18 protein-coding genes, 4 tRNA genes and 1 other RNA gene are annotated in these 18971 nt (G+C 69.4%); 10 read left to right on the top strand and 13 right to left on the bottom strand.

What is annotated here, in order from left to right:
• The 4 genes from M3Q23_04950 to ffs form a co-directional block, all read right to left on the bottom strand.
• The coding region (locus M3Q23_04950) for a hypothetical protein (protein ID MDP9341455.1) at positions 1 to 215 on the bottom strand (215 nt) is incomplete at its 3' end.
• 2 nt (positions 216 to 217) lie between these two features.
• The gene (recR, locus tag M3Q23_04945) at positions 218 to 811 is read right to left on the bottom strand and encodes a recombination mediator RecR (protein ID MDP9341454.1); all 594 of its coding nucleotides are present in this window, start codon (positions 809 to 811) and stop codon (positions 218 to 220) included.
• Positions 812 to 826: 15 nt separating this feature from the next.
• Positions 827 to 2584 carry a DNA polymerase III subunit gamma/tau gene (gene dnaX / locus M3Q23_04940; GenBank protein MDP9341453.1) on the bottom strand — a complete coding sequence of 586 codons (1758 nt, stop codon included), beginning with the start codon at positions 2582 to 2584 and terminating at the stop codon, positions 827 to 829.
• Positions 2585 to 2618: 34 nt separating this feature from the next.
• Positions 2619 to 2885: signal recognition particle sRNA large type (ffs, locus tag M3Q23_04935), an RNA gene on the bottom strand.
• A 57-nt stretch (positions 2886 to 2942) separates the two neighbouring features.
• On the opposite strand from ffs, the gene M3Q23_04930 reads away from it, so the two are divergent.
• The gene (locus M3Q23_04930; protein MDP9341452.1) at positions 2943 to 3086 is read left to right on the top strand and encodes a hypothetical protein; all 144 of its coding nucleotides are present in this window, start codon (positions 2943 to 2945) and stop codon (positions 3084 to 3086) included.
• A 174-nt stretch (positions 3087 to 3260) separates the two neighbouring features.
• On the opposite strand, the gene M3Q23_04925 is transcribed toward M3Q23_04930, so the two are convergent.
• Positions 3261 to 3986, bottom strand: coding sequence for a serine protein kinase RIO (locus M3Q23_04925; GenBank protein ID MDP9341451.1), 726 nt, complete (start codon positions 3984 to 3986; stop codon positions 3261 to 3263).
• A 313-nt stretch (positions 3987 to 4299) separates the two neighbouring features.
• On the opposite strand from M3Q23_04925, the gene M3Q23_04920 reads away from it, so the two are divergent.
• The gene (locus M3Q23_04920; GenBank protein MDP9341450.1) at positions 4300 to 4965 is read left to right on the top strand and encodes an HAD-IB family phosphatase; all 666 of its coding nucleotides are present in this window, start codon (positions 4300 to 4302) and stop codon (positions 4963 to 4965) included.
• Here the strand turns inward: M3Q23_04920 and M3Q23_04915 are convergent.
• From M3Q23_04915 to M3Q23_04890, 6 genes are all read right to left on the bottom strand, one after another.
• Entirely contained in the window at positions 4899 to 5966 is a 1068-nt protein-coding gene (locus tag M3Q23_04915; protein MDP9341449.1) for a hypothetical protein, read from the bottom strand. The two genes, M3Q23_04920 and M3Q23_04915, sit on opposite strands and share 67 nt — an antisense overlap.
• A 55-nt stretch (positions 5967 to 6021) precedes the next feature.
• Positions 6022 to 6108 (bottom strand) — tRNA-Ser (locus M3Q23_04910).
• Positions 6109 to 6195: 87 nt separating this feature from the next.
• Positions 6196 to 6284, bottom strand: a tRNA-Ser gene (locus M3Q23_04905).
• A gap of 34 nt (positions 6285 to 6318) precedes the next feature.
• Positions 6319 to 6747, bottom strand: coding sequence for a tRNA adenosine(34) deaminase TadA (gene tadA, locus M3Q23_04900; protein ID MDP9341448.1), 429 nt, complete (start codon positions 6745 to 6747; stop codon positions 6319 to 6321).
• 73 nt (positions 6748 to 6820) lie between these two features.
• Positions 6821 to 8734 (bottom strand): DUF3352 domain-containing protein, encoded by a 1914-nt coding sequence (locus M3Q23_04895; protein ID MDP9341447.1) that lies wholly within the window; start codon positions 8732 to 8734, stop codon positions 6821 to 6823.
• 51 nt (positions 8735 to 8785) lie between these two features.
• Positions 8786 to 10084 (bottom strand): hypothetical protein, encoded by a 1299-nt coding sequence (locus M3Q23_04890; protein ID MDP9341446.1) that lies wholly within the window; start codon positions 10082 to 10084, stop codon positions 8786 to 8788.
• 355 nt (positions 10085 to 10439) lie between these two features.
• Here M3Q23_04890 and M3Q23_04885 point away from each other — a divergent pair, with 355 nt between their 5' ends.
• Positions 10440 to 11783, top strand: coding sequence for an adenylate/guanylate cyclase domain-containing protein (locus M3Q23_04885; GenBank protein ID MDP9341445.1), 1344 nt, complete (start codon positions 10440 to 10442; stop codon positions 11781 to 11783).
• Positions 11784 to 11882: 99 nt separating this feature from the next.
• Here M3Q23_04885 and M3Q23_04880 read toward each other — a convergent pair.
• Positions 11883 to 11957, bottom strand: a tRNA-Arg gene (locus M3Q23_04880).
• 87 nt (positions 11958 to 12044) lie between these two features.
• Here M3Q23_04880 and M3Q23_04875 point away from each other — a divergent pair.
• Entirely contained in the window at positions 12045 to 12866 is an 822-nt protein-coding gene (locus M3Q23_04875; protein ID MDP9341444.1) for an HAD-IB family hydrolase, read from the top strand.
• Between the two features lie 94 nt (positions 12867 to 12960).
• On the top strand, positions 12961 to 14595 hold the full coding sequence (locus tag M3Q23_04870) for a Fic family protein (protein MDP9341443.1): 1635 nt from the start codon (positions 12961 to 12963) through the stop codon (positions 14593 to 14595).
• A 69-nt stretch (positions 14596 to 14664) separates the two neighbouring features.
• Here the strand turns inward: M3Q23_04870 and M3Q23_04865 are convergent.
• A tRNA-Ser gene (locus M3Q23_04865) sits at positions 14665 to 14757 on the bottom strand.
• 467 nt (positions 14758 to 15224) lie between these two features.
• Between M3Q23_04865 and M3Q23_04860 the strand changes: the two genes are divergently transcribed.
• From M3Q23_04860 to M3Q23_04840, 5 genes are all read left to right on the top strand, one after another.
• Positions 15225 to 15809, top strand: a complete 585-nt coding sequence (locus M3Q23_04860; GenBank protein ID MDP9341442.1) for a hypothetical protein — start codon at positions 15225 to 15227, stop codon at positions 15807 to 15809.
• Positions 15758 to 16753, top strand: coding sequence for a hypothetical protein (locus M3Q23_04855; GenBank protein MDP9341441.1), 996 nt, complete (start codon positions 15758 to 15760; stop codon positions 16751 to 16753). The genes M3Q23_04860 and M3Q23_04855 overlap by 52 nt, the downstream gene beginning before the upstream one ends.
• A gap of 43 nt (positions 16754 to 16796) precedes the next feature.
• Entirely contained in the window at positions 16797 to 17003 is a 207-nt protein-coding gene (locus M3Q23_04850; protein ID MDP9341440.1) for a hypothetical protein, read from the top strand.
• Positions 17004 to 17019: 16 nt separating this feature from the next.
• Positions 17020 to 18069, top strand: a complete 1050-nt coding sequence (locus tag M3Q23_04845; protein ID MDP9341439.1) for a hypothetical protein — start codon at positions 17020 to 17022, stop codon at positions 18067 to 18069.
• Between the two features lie 181 nt (positions 18070 to 18250).
• Positions 18251 to 18853: a dihydrofolate reductase family protein gene (locus M3Q23_04840; protein MDP9341438.1), complete on the top strand. Its 603-nt coding sequence runs from the start codon at positions 18251 to 18253 to the stop codon at positions 18851 to 18853.
• Positions 18854 to 18971: the final 118 nt, after the last annotated feature.

Genomic DNA, 18971 nt, shown 5'->3' with positions numbered 1-18971 from the left:
ACGATCCGCCCCTCGGAGACACCCGCCCGGATCGCGGCGGCGAGGTCGACTCCGGGAGCTATCCGCTCTTCCTGGACGTCTCCCAGGCCCTGGCGGGCCCGGCGGACCAGCTCCCGGTCCTCCTTCGTGCCGGAGGCCGGGTTGGCCAGCAGCAGATAGCGGCGGGGTTCACCGAGGACGGGCCCGGGCGGCGCATCGTGATCCCGGTCCGCCACATTCACATCTCGCGGCGACCCTCGAGGGCCTGGCCCAGGGTGATCTCGTCCGCGTACTCCAGGTCCCCGCCCACCGGGAGGCCGCTGGCCAGCCGGGTCACCCGGATCCCGATCGGCTTCAGCAGGGCCGCCACGTACATCGCCGTGGCGTTCCCCTCCAGGTTGGGGTTGGTGGCCAGGATGACCTCGACCACCCCGTCGCGCTCGACCCGCTCCAGCAGCTCGTTGACCCGGAGGTCGTCCGGTCCCACGCCGTCGAGCGGCGAGATGGCACCTCCCAGGATGTGGTACCGGCCCTTGATCACGCCGGCCTTCTCGATGGCCACCACGTCCTTGGGCTCCTCCACCACGCAGATGAGGGTGGGGTCACGCCCGGGGTCGCGGCAGTACCGGCACAGCTCCTGCTCGGCCAGGTTGCCGCACTCCCGGCAGAACCGCATGCGCTCCTTGGCCTGGACGATGGCGTCGGCCAGGCGACGGGCCTCGTCGGACGGAGCCTTCACCAGATGGAAGGCGAGGCGCTGGGCGGACTTGGGCCCGACGCCGGGAAGCCTGGCCAGCTCGTCGATCAGCTCCTGGATCGGCCCCTCGTACATGTCGATGGGCGCCCGCTACTCGGGCTCCGCGGAGATGGTCGCGTCAAGCTCCGACTGGAGCCTGGCCAGCGCGGCCTCCTCGGACAGCGGCGGGTCCTCGTCCGCCACGGGCGGCCCGGCCGCCGGCTCGCGGACCAGGCACTTGACCTTCGGAGAGATCCCGAGCACCTCCTGGAGCGTGCGCCGAAGCCGCTCCTGCTCCCGTTCGGCCACGCGCGTGGCAGCGAACTTCCGGTTCGGCGGGAACGCCAGCTCCAGCGTCGTCCCGTCGTAGGCCACCGGGGTCGCGGTCTCGAGCAGCCCCCGCAACACCGGCCCCCCCCGCTCCAGCACCGCCTGCCACGACCGCCGAAGCATCTGCACGTCCACATCGGGACCCGTTACTGCGGAAGATGCCGGCTGGTCCTCGGCCGCCGGGGCGGCCGGAGAGGCCAGGTCGGAAGGTGGGTCCGGCGCACGCCGAAGGGAAGCAGAGGACGGCGGCGGCTCCGCAGCGGGGGTAGGGTGGGGACTGGCCCGCGGAGGAGCCGCCGCCGGCCCCAAACCACCAGCACTAGCCTCCACCCCGGCCAGCCGCTCCAGCCGCTCGATCCTCCCCACCAGGCCGTAGGCGGAGGGGTCGGCCTCCGGCATCGACGCCCGAACCAGAGCCAGCTCCAGGGTCAGCCGGGGCGACGTGGTCCAACGCATGTCGGTCTGGGCGGCAAGCAGCAGGGCGATGACCCGGGAGATCTCGGCCGGCTGGAGCTTCGAAGCCTGGGTCCGCAGCCGCTCGTACTCGTCCTCCGGAACGTCCACCAGGTCGGCCTGGCCGGGCGCGGTGTTGGCGAGCAGCAGGTTCCGGAAGTGCTGGAGGCACTGCACGGTGACGTGGCGGAGGTCCTGGCCTTCCTGGACCAGCCCGTTCACCAGCTCGAACACCGCCGCCGTGTCGCCGACCGCCACGGCGTCGGCGATCGCGTACTGCACCTCGGCGCGAGGCGCCCCGAGGAGCGACTGGATGACCTCCGCGTCGATCTTGCCCCCGCCCAGCACCGACGCCTGGTCCAGCAGGGACAGCGCGTCGCGGAACGACCCCTCCGACTGGCGGGCGATGACGTGCGCCGCCGCCTCGTCCAGCACCACGTCCTCCCGCTTGGCCAGCTCCATCAGGTAGCCGGCGACCACGTCCCCGGATCCCCGGCGGAAGTCGAACCGCTGGCACCGCCCCACGATGGTGGCCGGCATCTTGTGGGGCTCCGTGGTGCACAGGACGAACCGCACGCCCGGGGGCGGCTCCTCGAACACCTTGAGCAGCGCGTCGAACGCTTCCCGCGACAGCCGCTGCGCCTCGTCGATGATGTAGACCTTCTCGCGGCCCTGGGCCGGAGCCGTGGGGGCCCGCTCGCGGAGCTCCCGGGCGTCGTCCACGCCCCCGTGCGAGGCCGCGTCGATCTCCACCACGTCCAGATGCGAACCGTCGCGGATCCGCAGGCACTGCTCGCAGACCCCGCACGGCTCGGGCGTGGGCCCCTGCTCGCAGTTCACCATCTTGGCCAGGATCCGGGCCGTGGAGGTCTTGCCCGTCCCCCGGGGACCACAGAACAGGAACGCGTGGGCCAGGCGCCCTTCCTTGACCGAGCCCACAAGCGCCCGCACGACGTGCTCCTGCCCCAGGACCTCCTCGGGGACCTGCGGGCGGTACTTCCGGTACAGCGACTGGTACTGCTTCTCCTCGGCCACGATCACCCACGCCTTCCGGTTCCCGGCCAGCCTACCGCCCCCGGGCGACATCCACGGCGGCGCCTCGGGGGGAAGGAAGTGGTGACCGTGCACCCGCCGTTGACGAGCGAAGGACTCGGGCGCTCTCCCGGCCGGCGGCTCCGGCCAGGCGTCCCTGCGGCACCCGCCAGCGCCTGCTTACCGCTGCTTCCTTCCGGACCTGACGGGTTTCACAAGTTGGCGTCGCGCAGGACCCGACCATCGACGCCCCGTACCGGGGGCAGCCTCGGACCCTTCGGGCCGCGGGCGGGAATTCGGCCCCGCTGGAGCGGATTGCGGGTACAGGGCACCGCTAGCTCCCCGCCTAGCACGGTCACCGCGACGAGTATACGAGAAGCGACCTGGGACCTCGCCTGGGTATCCTTCCGGCATGGCGGAGGAAATCGACAGGGTCGAACTCAGACTTTGGAAGGCCGACGCGATCGTTCTCTACGATTGGCTCATGGCCGTGGATCTCAATGCGATCCCAATCACGTATCGAGCCGAGAAGCAGGCTCCTCGTGGATTTGCTTGACCAGTTGGAACAGGCCGGTGTGGAGGGCGTGTCTCAACAGCAGATCGACGAGGCCAGAGAGAAGGTCTCGCGAGACATGGGCTGGTGAGGGCAGTTCCTCCAAACTGAGACAGACCCTCGCCAGGGATTCGTATGCGAAATCCCTAGCGTTTGAGCGATTTCAATCGCTCACCGTCATAGGTCGGCGAACAGGAAACGCATCCACTGGTCGTGCGCCAGGGCGTCCGCGTTCGTCCGCACGCCGAAGCGGGAGAAGAACGCGGTCACGTTCTGGACGTCCCGGACCAGGAGGTCGTGGGCGTTCGGGTTCCGTCGAGGGTCCACCGCCTGCGGCAGGTCGATGATGGTGATGTCGCCCTCCCACCACAGGATGTTGTACGGCGAGAGGTCCCCGTGGACCAGGTTGTTGGCGAGCATGGTCTCCAGGTTCCATACCACCCGCTCGTACAGCTCCCGCGCCTCCCGGGCGTCGAGGTCGACGTGGCGGAGCTGTGGAGCGGGCCCATCCTCGTCTCCCACGTAGCCCATGAGGATCGCGGACTCGCTGCCGCCGAACGGCTCGGGGACGTCGACGCCCGCGGCATGCAGGGTCGTCGGGGCTTCACGCTCGCGGTCCACCCACAACGCGTGGTCGAGCTGCCGCCCGAAGCGCGTCTTCTTCTCCACGGCGGTTCGCTCGCGCCGCTTGGTGATGACCTGGCCGGCTCGGTACATCGAGTCGTCCTTGAAGTCCCGGTGGTGCCGGGGCCGGTAGACCTTGGCCGCGAGGAGCTTCCGGCCGGTGGACGGGCCCGCGTCGCACAGGTAGACGTCGGCCTCCTTTCCGCTCTTGAGAGCGTACCGGACGCCCGTGATGAGTCCATCGTCGAGGAACGGTTCGAGTTCCGCGTGAGCTGGCAACCTGGCCTCCATGGTGTCGTGAGCGGGTGATGGAAACGTGAGGTGCCGTGGCGAGCTCAGGCATGGATGGCCCCCTTTCGAATCGGGTCTGGAAACAGAAGCGGCCGCCCTCGGGAGGCGGCCGGAACGCTGAACGCGCGGTGGCGCTAGTGGGCGACCCTCGAGGGATGCGGCTCGACGTGGTGCGTGGCGACGGTCGTGGCCATGTCCATCCCTCCTCTCGATCCTCGCTGGCGGGCAGCCGAGTATCCCCCGGGGAATGGCCGGACGCAACGCGAACCACCGATCCCGGCCGCCGGGCTAGCCTGCACCCATGCTCCCGGTCCGAGCCGTGCTGCTGGACTTCGACGGAACGGCGTGTCCGACCGACGTCTCCGAAGCGCTGCTCGTCGAGTTCGGGGAACCCGGGTGGCAAGCGCTCGACGAGGCGGTCGAGCGCGGCGAGATCGGCCTGCGGGAGTGCGTGGACCGCCAGGCGGCCATGCTCAGGGCCTCGCGGGACGAGATGGTGTCCTTCGCCCTGGAACGCCACTCGGTGGACCCGACCCTTCCCCCGTTCGTCGACTGGGCCAGGGGTGCCGGCCTGGCGGTGGAGGTGGTGAGCGACGGGTTCGGGTTCCACATCCGGCCGATGCTGGAAGCTGCGGGGCTGGGATCGCTCCCCGTCCTCACGAACGAGTTCGATGGTGGCCGGCTCGCCCACCTGGGCGGCCATCCCGTCTGCGTCGGGTGCGGGACCTGCAAGATGCTCGCCGCGGTGCGGCTTCGCGAGCGCCACGGCCCCGTGGCCTTCGTCGGCGACGGCACGAGCGACCGCTACGGCGCCCTGTACTCGGACCTGGTGTTCGCGAAGCCCCGGCTCGGTGGCGCCTCGGCTGACGCGAGGCTACGGACGAGGCCCGGCGTTTCGGCTCAGTGGAGGGTCCAGTCCACGACGCCCCAGAACGGGACGACGTTCGGATCGCAGCTCGAGCAATAGTCGGGAAGGGCGTCGATCTCGAGGCTGATGATGGTCTGGTCGTGGTCGGTGACGTCCACGAAGTACCGATCTCCCTGCTGCCTCACGAGGTGCCAGGTGAACGGCTCGAGGTCCCAGTACGCGTCCGACCTCGCGTCCGAGAAGTCCTTCGGCGGGTTCAGGAACCAGTCCCGCCACTGCTTCGCGAAGTCGGGCCAGGGGTGCTGCGCCTCCACGTCGGGTGGCAGCTCGATCCCCCAGAACTCGCACATCCGGGCCTGGCTGAGGGCACCCATGATCTCGCCCATCGCGGACTCGAGGTCCTCTCCCTGGAGCTGTTCCTGGTCGGGCTTGCAGTCCGGCCCCCCGAACAGCGGAAGGGGATCGCCCCCGCACTGGGGGCCCTGCCAGCCGTACTTCCCGGTGACGACCAGCAGCCTGGTCCCATCGTCGAGCGTCACGACCTGATCCCCGGTCAGATTCTCGAAGTGCTGACCCAGCACGGCGAGGACGTCCGGGGGCTGCCGGGGGGGTTTCCATGTCTGCCCGTTCGGCACGGACGGCTCGAAGTCGTCGAACACTTGGCGCACGGTGACCGTGACGGAGAACCCCGAACTCGCTCCACCGCCGACGAACAGGTTGCAGGTGGTGTTGGCGACCGTGAGGTCGATCTGGCCGTCCTGTACCTTCTCGCAGCATCCGAAGTCGTCACCCGCGGACGATCCGGGGTCCGAGCCGAAGACCTCGTCGTGGGTCTCGAAGAGGGTTCCTTCCGGAAGGTTGGTCGTGGCGACGACCTGGCTACCGGATTCGGGTCCATCGGGAAGCTGCACGTAGTACCCGGAGGTCGCATCCGCCCGGCTCGGCCTCCCGGCATGGCCGGGCGTCACGAGCCGCCAAGCGAGGACCGATCCACCCACCAGCACGACGAACGCCACCACGGCGACGACGCCCCTGCCGAAGGACGGGCCGCCCGATCCGGTTTCTGCCGGCGGCTCGGGTTCGGACGGGCTGGTGTCCACGCTCTACCGACGCTCGCGATCGAAGGGGGGTTCCCGCCTCGTTGTACGCGAAAGGCGGTGGCTCCGGGATTCGAACCCGGGAGGGGGTTGCCCCCCTACACGCTCTCCAGGCGTGCCCCTTCGTCCACTCGGGCAAGCCACCGGGGAGATTCTACGGAACGGGGTTCGGACACCGCGGTTCGAACGCGGTGGGGCGGGCGCAGGCCCCGCCCCACAGGGTTCCGGATTGCGGAGGCGACAGGATTCGAACCTGTGAGGGGCGGTCAAGCCCCTAACCGCTTTCGAGGCGGTCCCGTTCGTCCGCTCCGGCACGCCTCCGGGCGGATCGTAGCAAAGCGCCGAAGGCCCTCCCTCAGCGCCGGGACCTGAAGAACTCACGGAGGACGGCCCCGCACTCCTCGGCCCGGACGCCCGATGTGACCTCGGCGCGATGGTTCAGCCGGGGGTCTCGCACCAGGTCACCCAGCGACCCCGCGAACCCGGCCTTCGGATCGGTCGTCCCGAACACGAGGCGGTCCAGGCGCGCCAGCACCACCGCGCCCGCGCACATGGCGCAGGGCTCCAGCGTGACGTAGAGCGTGCAGTCGTCGAGGTGCCACGAGCCGACGGCCCGGCTGGCCTCCCGCAGGGCCAGGATCTCCGCGTGGGCGGTGGGATCGCCCAGTCGCTCGCGCTGGTTCCCCGCCCCGGCCAGGACCTCCTGCCCTCGGGTCACCACCGCCCCGATGGGGACGTCACCCCACGCCAGGCAGGCGCGGGCCTCCTCCAGGGCGAGCCCCATCATCCTCTCGTCCACGCCGGGCTCCGCCGCCCGCCTTTCTGGACCGGGCTCCAACTCCGCCACCCGCCCGGCCCTACTTGATGAGGAAGAACAGCCGGACGGACACGTGATCTGACGAGCTGGACACGTCGAGCGCGGCTGCCTTCAGCCGGGACACGTTCGACTGCAGGTCCGGCGGCAGGCTCCCCGCAGGGACCAGCTTCGACAGGATGGCCTCGATGTCCGCATACAGGAGCGCGCTGTTGGCCTTCTCCAGTTGCGAGAAGGTGTCGGTGAAGTTGGACGTGCTCGTGATGTTGGACCCGCCGTGGGCGTCGATCACGGCCTTCACCGCGTCCGGGGTTTCCCCGATGATGCCCATGCCCGAGGTCACGGCGTACGCCGGCTGGAGGTCCGTCGGCCCCAGCCCGGGGCCGGACGCGACCTTGATGGTCACGCCCTTGTAGCTCTCCGACTGGAACGTGATCGCCTGGTCGGAGCCGGAGGATTGCTTCGACAGGAACGTCGCCAGGCGGTCGAGGAAGCCCTGCGTGCTGGACTCGTTCTTGGTCCCGATGAGCAGGGCCCCGGAGGGCGGGCCCCCCGTCCCCGGCTGGAGCTCGACCCCGATGTCACCGGTCAGGTCCCCCAGCACGTTGGAGGTGAGGCCGATCTCGTCGGTGATCTGCTTGGCCTGGGGGTTCAGCGTGCCCAACTGGTCGATCGCGCTCTGGGCCAGCTTGTCGAACCCGGTCAGCGCGAACACGCCGAGGGCGTCCTTCGGGACGAACCCGATCACGGCGTTCTCATGGGAGCCCGCGTCGAGCGCCTCCTTCTGGGAGGAGGACAGCTTCGAGGAGTCGAGCGCCACTGACAGGTCGAAGGCCAGCCCGTCCGACTGTGCGGACAGCGACGCGCCAAGGCCGCGGAACGCGCTCAGCTGGGCCAGCGGGTTCCCTCCCGGCACCGACGGCAGGACGGTGGGCAGCCCGGAGGGCAGGCCGGTCACGCCGGAGGGTATGCCTATCACGCCGGAGGGGCCACCGAAGCCTCCTACGGCCCCACCCGCGAGCAGTCCCGGCAGCTTGTTCAAGAGCCCAGGGCTGACGAACACGCGACCCAGCACGTCCTTGGGCAGCGAGGACACCGTGGCCTGGAACGCGTCGTCGTCGTTCAGGTTCGAGCCGTGCCCCTGCGTCGTGTCGATGACCCGGTCCACGAGCGACGTCGAGTTCGACAGCACCACGGTGTGGTCCACCAGGGCGTAGGCCGCCTGAGGACCACTCGAATCGGTCCCGACGTTGACGGTGACGCCGCCGTGCGTCTGGCTGGTCCATCTCAGGCCCTGTTGGCCCAAGAGCTGGTCGCGCGCCTTCAGCAGCGTGGCCTGGGCCTTCCCGTCGTCCTTCGAGGAGATCAGCACCGCCGCCTGCGGGACGGTGCCGTTCAGCGATACCGCGACGGCGAGCTGCGTGCCCAACCACGGCTTGACGTCGCGGACGTAGGAGAGGCCGGTCTGCGACAGGGCCTGCTCGAGGGTCTGGTCCAGGGTCGAGCCCAGGTCCTTGCCGGCCGCCGCGGGGAACTTGTGAGCCAGGTTCCGGAGGTTCAGCTTCTGGCCGGCTCCCGGGTCCAGGTACGCCGTCACGTAGACGTCGGCGTCGGAGGGAACCATCTTCGCCAGGACGTCGCTGGTGCCGGCGACCGAGTTGAAGACCTTGATGGCCGCGAACGCCAGGCCGCCGACGATGACCAGGGCGGCCACCAGGACGGCGACGAGCTTCCCGCGGTTGCGTCCGGAGGGCGGCGGCGGGGTCGCCTCGGCGGGAGCGACCGGGACGGGCGGGGGAGGTGGGCCCGGGGGCGGACCGCTTCCCGGCGGCGGGTACGGCGGCTGGTCCCCCTGCGGGTATGGCGGGGGGTCCCCCTGGGGCCGGTCAGGCCCGTGTGTTCCCTCGTTCACGAATCCTCCCTCCCGCGGGACGCGCGTCCATCCGTCCCGCACCACGAGATCGCATTGTCCCAAGGCAGCACGGGCGTCACCGGCAACCGCGGAAGCCTAGGCCTGCCGAACCGCGACGTCCCGGACTCCCCACGTGCTCCAGTCGGGGAAGTCGCCGGCGGCGACGAACGCGATGAAGTTCGTTCCGGAGTCGTCGATCCAGGAATCGTCGATGGAGCGGGTCCGCAGGCGGCTCCACTTCCCCGCCTCGGTCGGGTACACGGTCCCGAGCAACCGCCAGTTCACGAAGATCTGGAGCTCTCCGGTCTGGACGTCGAAGACGCGATAGCTCAGCTTCCACGCCCCCGGGCTGCCGTTCTCGGCGAAGAACACTTCCTTGGGATGCGTGGTGTCGCCGCCGGGGATGTTCCCGAGCGCCTCGCCCCCGCCCGCGGGAACGGGAAGCGCGGGGCGCTCGACCGGGTTGGCCGGGATCTGCTGCAACGCGGCCCATTGTCCGGAGGTCATCCCGGCGTACTCGTACAGGCTCCCCCCCAGGATCCCGTTCTCCCGGACCCCCCGCATGAACGCCCGGCACTCCTTGGTGGAGGTGTCCTCGGTCAGGCCGCCGATGACGTGGATGGGAATGGTGGGGTCGCCGGTGCGTTCCCGGACGATGCGGATGTTGTCCGAGATGTACTTGTGCGCGGCCCACGGCCCGTTCGTGTGGAACGTGTAGTAGGACATCGGCATGACCACGTCGTAGTACTTCGGCAGCTGCTTGTAGGGAAAGCCCGGCCAGTACGTGGGCACGCGGATCATTCCACGGGGCGAGGGGATGATCGCGGCGAGCGGGTAGGAGGGACCGACGGCGTCGCGGATCCGGGCCGAGAGCTCCAGGAGATGCTGGATCCGGAGCTTGGGCGAGACGACGTTCGCCTCGATGTCGAGGCCGAAGGAGTCGAACGCCTGGCCGTCCGAGGTCCGGAACTGGAGCGAGCGCTCGACCCGCGCCAGGTCGGTGTCGACGTCCTTGAACAGGGGCAGGTACCAGGCCACCACCTCCATCCCGCGCGCGTGCGCGGCCCGGATGAACTCGGCCGTCTTCCCCGGATACACCATGCCGCTGTGGCGGTAGTTGCCCGTCTCCAGGAACAGGGTGCGAACGCCGTGGGCCGCCATGACCGCGACGGCGGCGGTGGGATCGTCGAGCGCGTCGGTGTCGTAGATGTCCACCCACGAGCCCAGGCCGCGGAAGGCGTCCAGGCTCACCGACCGCGTGGCCGCCGGGGCAGCGGCGGGCCGCGCCAGTGAGGACGTGGCTGGACCCGACATGGCCAATGCCAGCGCGCACAGCAGCGCCGCGGTGAGGACTCGGTGTTTGCCGCCGAACGGCAGGATGGCCCCGACCTGCATGGGGGCTGGACTGTACCACCGGGAACCCAGACAATCCAGACCTTTCGGTCACGCCCGGAGCCCTTCTACAGGTTTTGGCCTCGTGCGGCGTTGAACCTCCAACCCTGAACGCCGGACGATGTCCCGGGACCGAGAGTGCACGATGTCCCGACACATCACCTGAGCGCCCCTGATTGGACCCTACTCGAACCCTCAAGTCCAAGAGGAGATCGGCCGACTGCACGAGCTGGTGCTCGGCACGTGGGGGGCTCGCCGGCTCTGAGCGGGGCGGACTCGCGATGTCCTCTCACGCGCCCCGCCGGGTCGCCCGGTGCGCGAGACTGTGCTCGGAGCGGGGATTCGCTGAATGGCACCCATGGAGCCTGAGACGAGGTACGCGAAGAGCGGTGAGCTCTTCATCGCCTATCAGGTGGTGGGGGATGGGCCCCTCGACCTGGTGTTCGCCCCGGCCTACTCCACCCACCTGGAGCTGAACTGGGAGTGGCCAGCGTACGCTCGGTTCCTCCACCGTCTCACCTCGTTCTCGCGGCTGCTGCTCTTCGACCGGAGGGGAACGGGGCTCTCCGACCCCGCCCCCGTGCCGTCCACGCTCGAGGAGACCATGGACGACCTCCGGGCGGTCATGGACGACGTCGGATCCCAGCGGGCGGCGCTGTTCGGGTGGGGCGAGGGCGGACCGATGTCCGCGCTGTTCGCCGCGACCTACCCGGAACGGACGTCCGGTCTCGTCCTGTACGCCTCGTTCGCGAAGGGATCGTGGAGCCCCGACTTCCCGTGGGGCCTGACCCAGGAGGCGCAGGACCAGTTCATCGACATCCTCGACACCAGATGGGGGCGGGATGTCGTGGCGGCCGGCGCCGTCGCGCCGAGCGTCTCGAGGGACGAGGCCTTTCGCCGGTGGCTGTTGCGCTTCCAGCGGAGCATGAGCCCTGGCGCGGCCAAGGGGTGGTTCCGGATGACGTCGGAAATCGACATCCGGCACGTCCTGCCGGCGATCCGGGTGCCGACCCTCGTGGTGCACCGGACGGGCGACCGGATGCGGCCGGTGGGTGGAAGCCGGGTCATCGCCGAACTTCTCCGCGGCGCCAAGTACGTCGAGCTGCCGGGGACGGACAACGCACCGTTCGTCGGCGACCAGGACACGCTGGTCGACGAGGTCCAGGAGTTCCTCACCGGGATCCGGCCCGCGTCCGAGCCGGATCGTGTGCTCGCGACTGTGCTGTTCACTGACATCGTCGGCTCGACGGCGCTCGCCGCCCAGCAGGGGGACCGGCGCTGGCGCGACCTCCTCGACGGCCACCACCAAGCCATCCGGAAGGAGCTCGCTCGATTCCGAGGCCGCGAGGTGAAGACCATCGGCGACGGCTTCCTGGCCACGTTCGACGGACCGGCCCGGGGGATCCAGTGCGCGCAGGCCATCGTCTCGGCCGGTGGCCTGCTCGGGATCGAGATCCGTGCCGGGCTGCATACCGGCGAGTGCGAGCTGATGGGGGATGACGTGGGGGGCATTGCGGTACACATCGGCGCCCGCGTTGCGGCGATGGCCGGCTCGGGCGAGGTGCTGGTGTCGAGCACGGTGAAAGACTTGGTCGCAGGTTCGGGGATCGAGTTCGAGGATCGAGGCTCCCACGAGCTCAAGGGCGTCCCCGGAGAGTGGCGGCTGTTCGCGGTGAGCGCAGGGGGCCGGCTCGGAACCTGAGTCTTTCTCCCACCGGGCGGGACTCTGATGCCCCCAGGCCGAAGGAGCCGTGACTTCGACGGGAGAAAGTTCGAAACGACTGCCAGGTCGCTTCGTCAGCGCGCCCGGAGGGACTCGAACCCCCAACCTCCTGATCCGTAGTCAGACGCTCTATCCAAATTGAGCTACGGGCGCATCGAGGAGACCACCCATGATAGAGGCGTGGGGCCACGCTCGCCCCGGTGTCGGACGGCCCCTCCTCGTAGGAGGATATGGGCCGACATGACTCCCTCGAAACCGTCCCAGCCGCCCCGGGAGGCCGCGTTCTTCGACCTCGACAAGACGCTCCTGCCGGGCGCGGCCCTGTTCCCCTTGGCTCGGGAGATGTACCGGCAGGGCGTGTTCACCAATCGCGACATCGCGCGGATCGCCTCGGACCAGCTGCTCTACCGCCTGTCGGGCAAGGAGGACAAGGAACGAATGCGGCGGGCCCGGGAGGCCACGCTCGGCGCCGTGAAGGGACGGGCCAAGACGGACGTCGAGGCCATGGGCCGCCTGGTGGTGGAGCGGGAGCTGCTGCCTCGCTTCTACCCCCAGGCCGTGGAGCTCATGAACCGGCACAAGCGGGCGGGACGGGAGGTCTACATCTCCTCGTCGTCTCCGGAGGACTTCCTGTCCCTTCTGGCCGCCGAGTTCGGGATCGACGGCGTGATCGGCACGAAGGCCGCGGTCGCCGACGGGGTCTACACCGGGCACCTGGAGGGCGAGCTGTGCAGCCGGGAGGAGAAGGCCCGGCGGGTGAAGGAGCTCGCCGACGCGCGCGGCATCGACCTGCTCCGCTCCTACGCGTACTCGGACTCCGTCAACGACCTGCCGCTGCTCCAGCTGGTGGGGAACCCCGTGGCGATGAACCCCGACCGCGCGCTGCTGCGGGTGGCCCGGGCCAACGGGTGGCAGGTGATCGACCTCCGGGTGGCCAGGCGGCGCACGCTGTTGGGTTCCGCGGTGGGCGCCACCGCGGCCGCGGCGGCGGCCGCCGGTTACGCGGCGGGCTACGCGGCCGCCCGGAGCCCGTTGCGGCGAGAGCCGGCCGACAGCAGCTGAACGCGGATCCGCCAACCAGTATCAGCGACCGAGGCGGAGTCGCTGGCGGTTCGGCTGCGATGGCAGCTCGGCACAATTTCTTGCGCTCTGTCCATTGCTCAGCACATCTACTTCAGCCGTCGCCGCAGGAGAGCTGCCTTCTCGGAGCAGATTCTTCCGTTATCCTTGGCCTCATGACAATTTCTTGCATCGGCACGTGCGGGAGTGTTTCCCCGGGATGACACGGACGACTACCACCCCGTGGCCAACGGCCCGTGGATCGGTCTTCTTCAACGACGTCGCACCTGCGTCGACCCTGTCTCGTGCGGTTGCATCGGGTCGGATCCGTCGGCTCGCGGCCGGAATCTACACCGCGGATCTCACCACCCCACCCGAACTTCTCGTCGACGGGAACCGTTGGGAGATCCTGGCCCGGATCGCGCCTGATGCCATCGTGGCCGATCGCTCAGCGGCGAACAACGGGCTCCCGGTCGACGGCTTCCTGTTCATCATCTCCGACGAGCGCCATCGGGACATCGTCCTTCCGGGGCTGACCATCGTTCCACGTCCTGGGGCTCCCGCATTCGATGACGATCCGCCCTGGCCTTCGGGCCTGCGGATCACCTCCGACGCACGGACCCTCGTGGACAACCTCGCACTCTCGATGACCCGCGCAGGCCGCCCGGCGCGAACGATGGGTCGAGCCGAGATCGAGGAGTGGCTCGTCCGCAAGGTGCAACTCCGACCGGACGGCTGGCTCCAGTCCGTTCGTGATAGGGGGATCGAGATCGTGGAGGCTATCGGCCACGCCGAACGTCGGCGACCGCTTGAGGATCTCATCGGCGCCGTGGCCGGGACCCGCCCTATCCGGCAGGGCGCCGCCGCCCTCCTCGTCGCCCGTACGGGCGGCCGGGAATGGGATCCCTCCCGCCTGGATCGGTTCAGACAGCTCGCGGACGCGCTCACCGCGCCCTCCCCGGAGCTCGGCCTTCCCGAAGCCCTGCCGCCTCCGCCCGGCGACCTGGATGGAACGCTGCCGTTTTTCGAGGCGTACTTCTCGAACTTCATCGAAGGAACCGAGTTCACGATCGACGAAGCGGAGCAGATCATCCGTTCGGGCGACGTCCCGGCGAGCAGGCCCGAGGACGCGCACGACATCCTGGGCACCTATCGGATCGTGTCCGATCCAGTCGGCCGAGCCGCCGTGCCTGCCGACGCCGAGGAATTCCTCAATCTCCTGACGCTCCGTCACTCAGCCGTCATGAGCGGTCGGCCGAGCAAGCGACCTGGTCTGTTCAAGGAGCGTGCCAACCAGGCCGGCTCCTACGTATTCGTGGACCACAGCCTGGCGGAAGGAACCCTTGTCGAAGGCTTCAAGCTGGGACAGCGGCTGCCCCCCGGCTTCGCGCGGGCAGCCTTCCAGCTCTTTCTCGTCTCCGAGGTCCATCCCTTCGACGACGGGAACGGGCGCGTGGCCCGAGCCGCAATGTGTGCGGAGCTGTCCGCCGTGGGGCAGTCCCGGATCATCATTCCGATAGTTTTCCGGAACGAATACCTCACGGCGCTTCGGGTGCTCTCCCGCAATGGGCGAACGGATGTCCTGATCAAGGTCCTGGCCCATGCGTGGCGTTGGACCGCGGCGATGCCGTGGGACGATCGGAGTGCGACTCTCGGCAGATTGACGGCAACGCATGCGCTGGTCGACTCGACGGACGCCGAGCAGTCTGGGGTGCGCTTGGATCTGCCATGACCCGATGGGTCGGCCCGTGCCGCTCAACCCAGCCGATTCCTCCCGCGACTAGCACGCTACCCCGGACACTGGCGGAGACGGCGCGATTCGAACGCGCGAGGGAGCTATCAACCCCCTAACCGCTTAGCAGGCGGCTGCTTTCGGCCACTCAGCCACGTCTCCGGGCCGATTGTAGTGGAACGTGCATGCGGCTCCGCAGGCGCCGCCTGGCTCGGGCTACGCCTGTCCGGAACCGGCTCGCGCGCGGGCCCATTTCAGGAATCCGGGGAGGTCGGTTCCACGGTCCTCGGCGATGTACGCGTCCGCCAACCGACGGATCTCGCGGTCGCTCAACCCGCTGGCCAGGAGGTCCTCGCGCGCCTCGTTGGAGCGAGGAGCCGGGCGCTCTCGACCTCGGCCGCCTCGGGCTGCGGACGGCCCGGATCGGCCGTCTCGCCGTGCTTCTGGTTCTCGAGCGGACCCGGCGGGTGTCTGGCGTCGGAAGCATCTGAAGCCATCCCAGGCGTTGTTCCCCCTTCAAGCCCCGGCACACGCCGGCGACGTTTGACGCGAAGGGCGCCGGGTAGAAGCCATCCGCGCTCGCCCTGCTTCGCGCAGATGGGCGCGCCCGCATCCCAGGGAGGTACGACGTGCGATCCGCGCTGCTGTCCACGATGGCCGCGGTGGGGCTCGTGGCGCTCAGCCCGGGCGTTCCCGCGGTCGCGGGTTCCACCTCCGCTCCGAAGGTCCTGCTGGTCGGCTCGTTCCACGGGGTCCCGGGCGGCTACTCGAGCATCCAGGCCGCGGTGGATGCGGCCAGTCCCGGCGACTGGATCCTGATCGGGCCCGGCGACTACCGCGAGCACGGGTCGGACCAGGCCGGCGTCTACATCACCACGCCGAACATCCACCTGCGCGGGATGGACCGCAACCACGTGATCCTCGATGGCACGAAGGCGTCGCCGGCGGCCTCCATACCCAGGCCATGCGATCCGTCGCCGGCGGCCCAGGACTTCGGGCCGACGGCCGTCGACGGCTCCACCGAGGGCCGCAACGGCATCGAGGTGTTCGAGACCGACGGCGTCTTCGTCGAGAACCTCACCGCCTGCAACTTCCTGTGTACGGCATCTTCGCCAGCAACTCCTACGGCCCGGGCGTGCTCCTCCACACGTACGCGAGCAACATGGGCGACTCGGCGTACTACGTGGGCGCCTGCCCGGACTGCAACGTGGTGATCACCGACGCCCACGCGGAGAACAGCGCGCTCGGGTACTCGGGGACGAACTCCGGCGGCAACCTGATCATCCAGCGCTCGGAGTTCGACCGGAACCGGTCGGGGATCGTCCCCAACAGCCTGAACAACGACGACGCGCCGCCGCCGCAGGAGGGGGCCTGCCCGGCGGGCCAGACCGGACCGACCGGGACCGGCTCCTGCACGGTGTTCCGCTTCAACCACGTCCACGACAACAACAGCCCCAACGTGCCGTCGTTCGGCATCGCCGGGGCGGCGCCGGTCGGTACCGGCATCGAGACTTCCGGCGGCCAGAACGACACCGTGGTCGGCAACCGGATCGTGCACAACGGCTCGTGGGGGATGCTGATCCACGACTTCCCGGATGACGAGACGCCGCCGCCCATGTCGAACTGCGAGGGAGGAATCCAGACCGGGCCCATCTGCTACTTCCAGGCCTTCGGGAACGAGGTCGCCGGCAACCAGTTCACCAACAACGGGTTCTTCGGCAACCCGGGGAACGCGGACATCGGCAACGCGACGGTCTCGGTGGTGCCGGGGAACTGCTTCCACGACAACACGGACACCTCCGGGACGCTCACCAGCGACCCCCCGGACATCCAGACCGTGGACGGGACGTGCGGCGGACCCGCGCTGGGCGACCCGTCGCTGGCGGCCGAGATCGTGTGCGCCTCCGGCATCCAGCAGTCCTCGGGGCTTCCGCCCTGCTCCGACAACCCGCCCACGCACTATCCGCAGCCCACGACCATCAAGATGCTGTCGCTGCCACCGCAGGCCACCATGCCCAATCCGTGCACCGGAGCGCCCGTCAACCCCTGGTGCTCGGGGGCAGCTCCGGCCATCCCGCGCCCCCGCGCCCGCGGTTTGGGGCCAACATCGGGCGGGTACATGCCCACCGTCCAGCGTGACAGAGTCGTTCGTTTGTAATTGCCCGTTTGAAGGGTGAGTTCGAGGGGCCGGAGGGGACGTGATGAGGAACATGTGGGGGAGCATTCGCGGGCTCCTGGTCGCCGCCGCGGCCGCTGTCCTGGTCGTCGCGGTGGCCTCTCCGGGACTCGCAGCCTCCCCTTCCTCCGGCTCCGTGGGACCGTCGAACTCCTCGGCCTCCTGGAGCGGTGCGTACTACACGCTGGCGGCGGGTTCCCAGCTCCTCGGCCTGCGTCGCATCGCTGTGTGACCAGTTCACTCTCTCCGTGAGCGTCGACCCCTCCTACTGGAACGACCACACGGGCAGCGTCACCGTCGCGATCAGCTGGCCGGACTCCGGCGACAACTTCGACCTGATCGTGGGTTCCGCGGGGGCCTCGGCCTCCTCGTCGGGCACCTCCGAGAGCGTGACCGTGAACAACCCGGTCGGCTCCTACACCGTCACGGTCGTGCCGGTGACGGTGACCGACTCCGGCTACGACGGCAGCGCGAACTTCTCCTCCCAGTCCACTGCTCCGGCGCCTTCACCTTCGCCGTCCGACACCGGATCGGGTGGCAGCGGTGGCTCGGGCGGGACCGGAGGGTCGGGCGGGACCGGAGGGTCGGGTGGCGGCACCGGAGGGTCGGGAGGATCCGGCGGTAGCGGCGGGTCCGGCGGCTCGGGTGGCGGTGGCGGCTCGGGTGGCGGTGGCAGCGGCGGCGGGTCAGGTGGCAGCGGCGGCTCGGGTGGGACCGGTGGGTCCGGCTCTGGTGGGACGGGTGGGTCAGGGACCAGCGGAACGCCTCCGTCCGACGTGGCCGGTCCGGGATCGTCGTTCGGCTCGAGCACCGTGCCGACCTTCAGCTACAACGGTCCTCTGTACTACAAGCCGCCGTTCCGGACGGGCGGCGGGTCGGTGCAGGGCTCGATCTTCGGCGGAAAGCCTGGGAAGGGCAGCCACGGCGGAGGCGGCGGCGGCAACCCGCAGCCGATCACACAGACCACTCAGCCGCCAACCGGTGGCAGCGCCCTCCAGGTCGCGCCCACCTCTGGCAGCCCCAAGGGGATCCCGCCGTACGTGTGGGCGCTGGTGCCCGTGGCCCTGGTCCTGATCGCGGCGGTGGGAGCGGTGGTGTTCGAACGCGACGAGGAAGAGGTTTCGGCCCGCCCGGCGCGAGCCCCGCGAACAGCGCGGAAGGAGCGAGCAGTCGAGGCGCAGATCGAGCACGCCAGGCCGCGCCCGATCGGACCGCTGGTCCTCCTCGGGTTCGCCACCCGCCGAGTGCTCGGAGGGACCGCCCGAGGCCTCGGCCGGGTGCTCCACATCAGCCGGTAACTGGACTCGAGTCCGCGTCGCCCGTAGCTGTCCAGGCTCAGGTGAACGGCCAGCCCCTTGATTGGGTGCCGGCCCGGCCCTTTCGCTGTCGCGGGGCCCACCCCCCACGTAGGCGGTCATCGTGGGGCAACTCCAATGGGTCTGGCCGACCGGCGGGGATCCGATCGAAAGGACACGAGAGATGAGAAAGCTGATCGTGAGCACCTTCTTGACCCTCGACGGGGTCATGCAGGCACCGGGAGGACCTGAAGAGGACGACAGCGGCGGCTTCGCGTTCGGTGGCTGGTCGGTGAACTACTGGGACGAGCAGATGCGTCAGATCATGACCGAGGCGATGAGCGTGCCGTTCGATCTCCTGCTGGGACGCAAGACCTATGACATCTTCGCGGGCTATTGGCCAACCGCACCGGAGGAGGCCGGCGCCAAACCATTGAACGACGCCACCAAGTACGTCGCGTCGCGCGGCCATCGCACGCTGGAGTGGGGACCCTCGGTCCTGATCGAGGGTGATGCGGCCGAAGGTGTCGCCGCGATCAAGAAGGAAGACGGACCGGAGCTTCAGGTGCATGGCAGCGGGAACCTGATCCAGACGCTGATGCGCGACCACCTCGTCGACGAGTACCGCTTGTGGGTCTTTCCCCTCGTCATCGGGTCAGGGAAACGGCTGTTCTCTGACGGCACCATCCCTGCCGGGCTGAAGCTCCTGGACAGCAAGGTCTCTACCACCGGAGTCGTGATCGGGACGTACGAACCCGCAGGGGAGATCGTCACAGGGTCGTTCTAGATGTCGATCCCGTTCGCGATGAGCAGTTCCTGAACCGCCGCTCCGCAGGCCGAGAGGGCCTCCCAGGTAGTCGTGCACCATGCGTGGATCGCGGAGTCCCTGCTTTCACCAGGAGATG

It is taken from the genome of Actinomycetota bacterium, from assembly GCA_030774015.1.
Classification (GTDB): Bacteria; Actinomycetota; UBA4738; order UBA4738; family JACQTL01; genus JALYLZ01.
Note: the sequence above shows the minus strand (reverse complement) of the source record. Positions and strands in the feature narration are given on the sequence as shown.

Coding starts and splice junctions, on each gene's coding strand:
- M3Q23_04930 (MDP9341452.1), top strand. CDS start 2,943: ATGGCGGAGGAAATCGACAGGGTCGAACTCAGACTTTGGAAGGCCGAC.
- M3Q23_04855 (MDP9341441.1), top strand. CDS start 15,758: ATGGGCGACTCGGCGTACTACGTGGGCGCCTGCCCGGACTGCAACGTG.
- M3Q23_04890 (MDP9341446.1), bottom strand. CDS start 10,084: ATGCAGGTCGGGGCCATCCTGCCGTTCGGCGGCAAACACCGAGTCCTC.
- M3Q23_04850 (MDP9341440.1), top strand. CDS start 16,797: ATGAGGAACATGTGGGGGAGCATTCGCGGGCTCCTGGTCGCCGCCGCG.
- dnaX (MDP9341453.1), bottom strand. CDS start 2,584: ATGTCGCCCGGGGGCGGTAGGCTGGCCGGGAACCGGAAGGCGTGGGTG.
- M3Q23_04885 (MDP9341445.1), top strand. CDS start 10,440: ATGGAGCCTGAGACGAGGTACGCGAAGAGCGGTGAGCTCTTCATCGCC.
- tadA (MDP9341448.1), bottom strand. CDS start 6,747: ATGGGGCTCGCCCTGGAGGAGGCCCGCGCCTGCCTGGCGTGGGGTGAC.
- M3Q23_04875 (MDP9341444.1), top strand. CDS start 12,045: ATGACTCCCTCGAAACCGTCCCAGCCGCCCCGGGAGGCCGCGTTCTTC.
- recR (MDP9341454.1), bottom strand. CDS start 811: ATGTACGAGGGGCCGATCCAGGAGCTGATCGACGAGCTGGCCAGGCTT.
- M3Q23_04840 (MDP9341438.1), top strand. CDS start 18,251: ATGAGAAAGCTGATCGTGAGCACCTTCTTGACCCTCGACGGGGTCATG.
- M3Q23_04920 (MDP9341450.1), top strand. CDS start 4,300: ATGCTCCCGGTCCGAGCCGTGCTGCTGGACTTCGACGGAACGGCGTGT.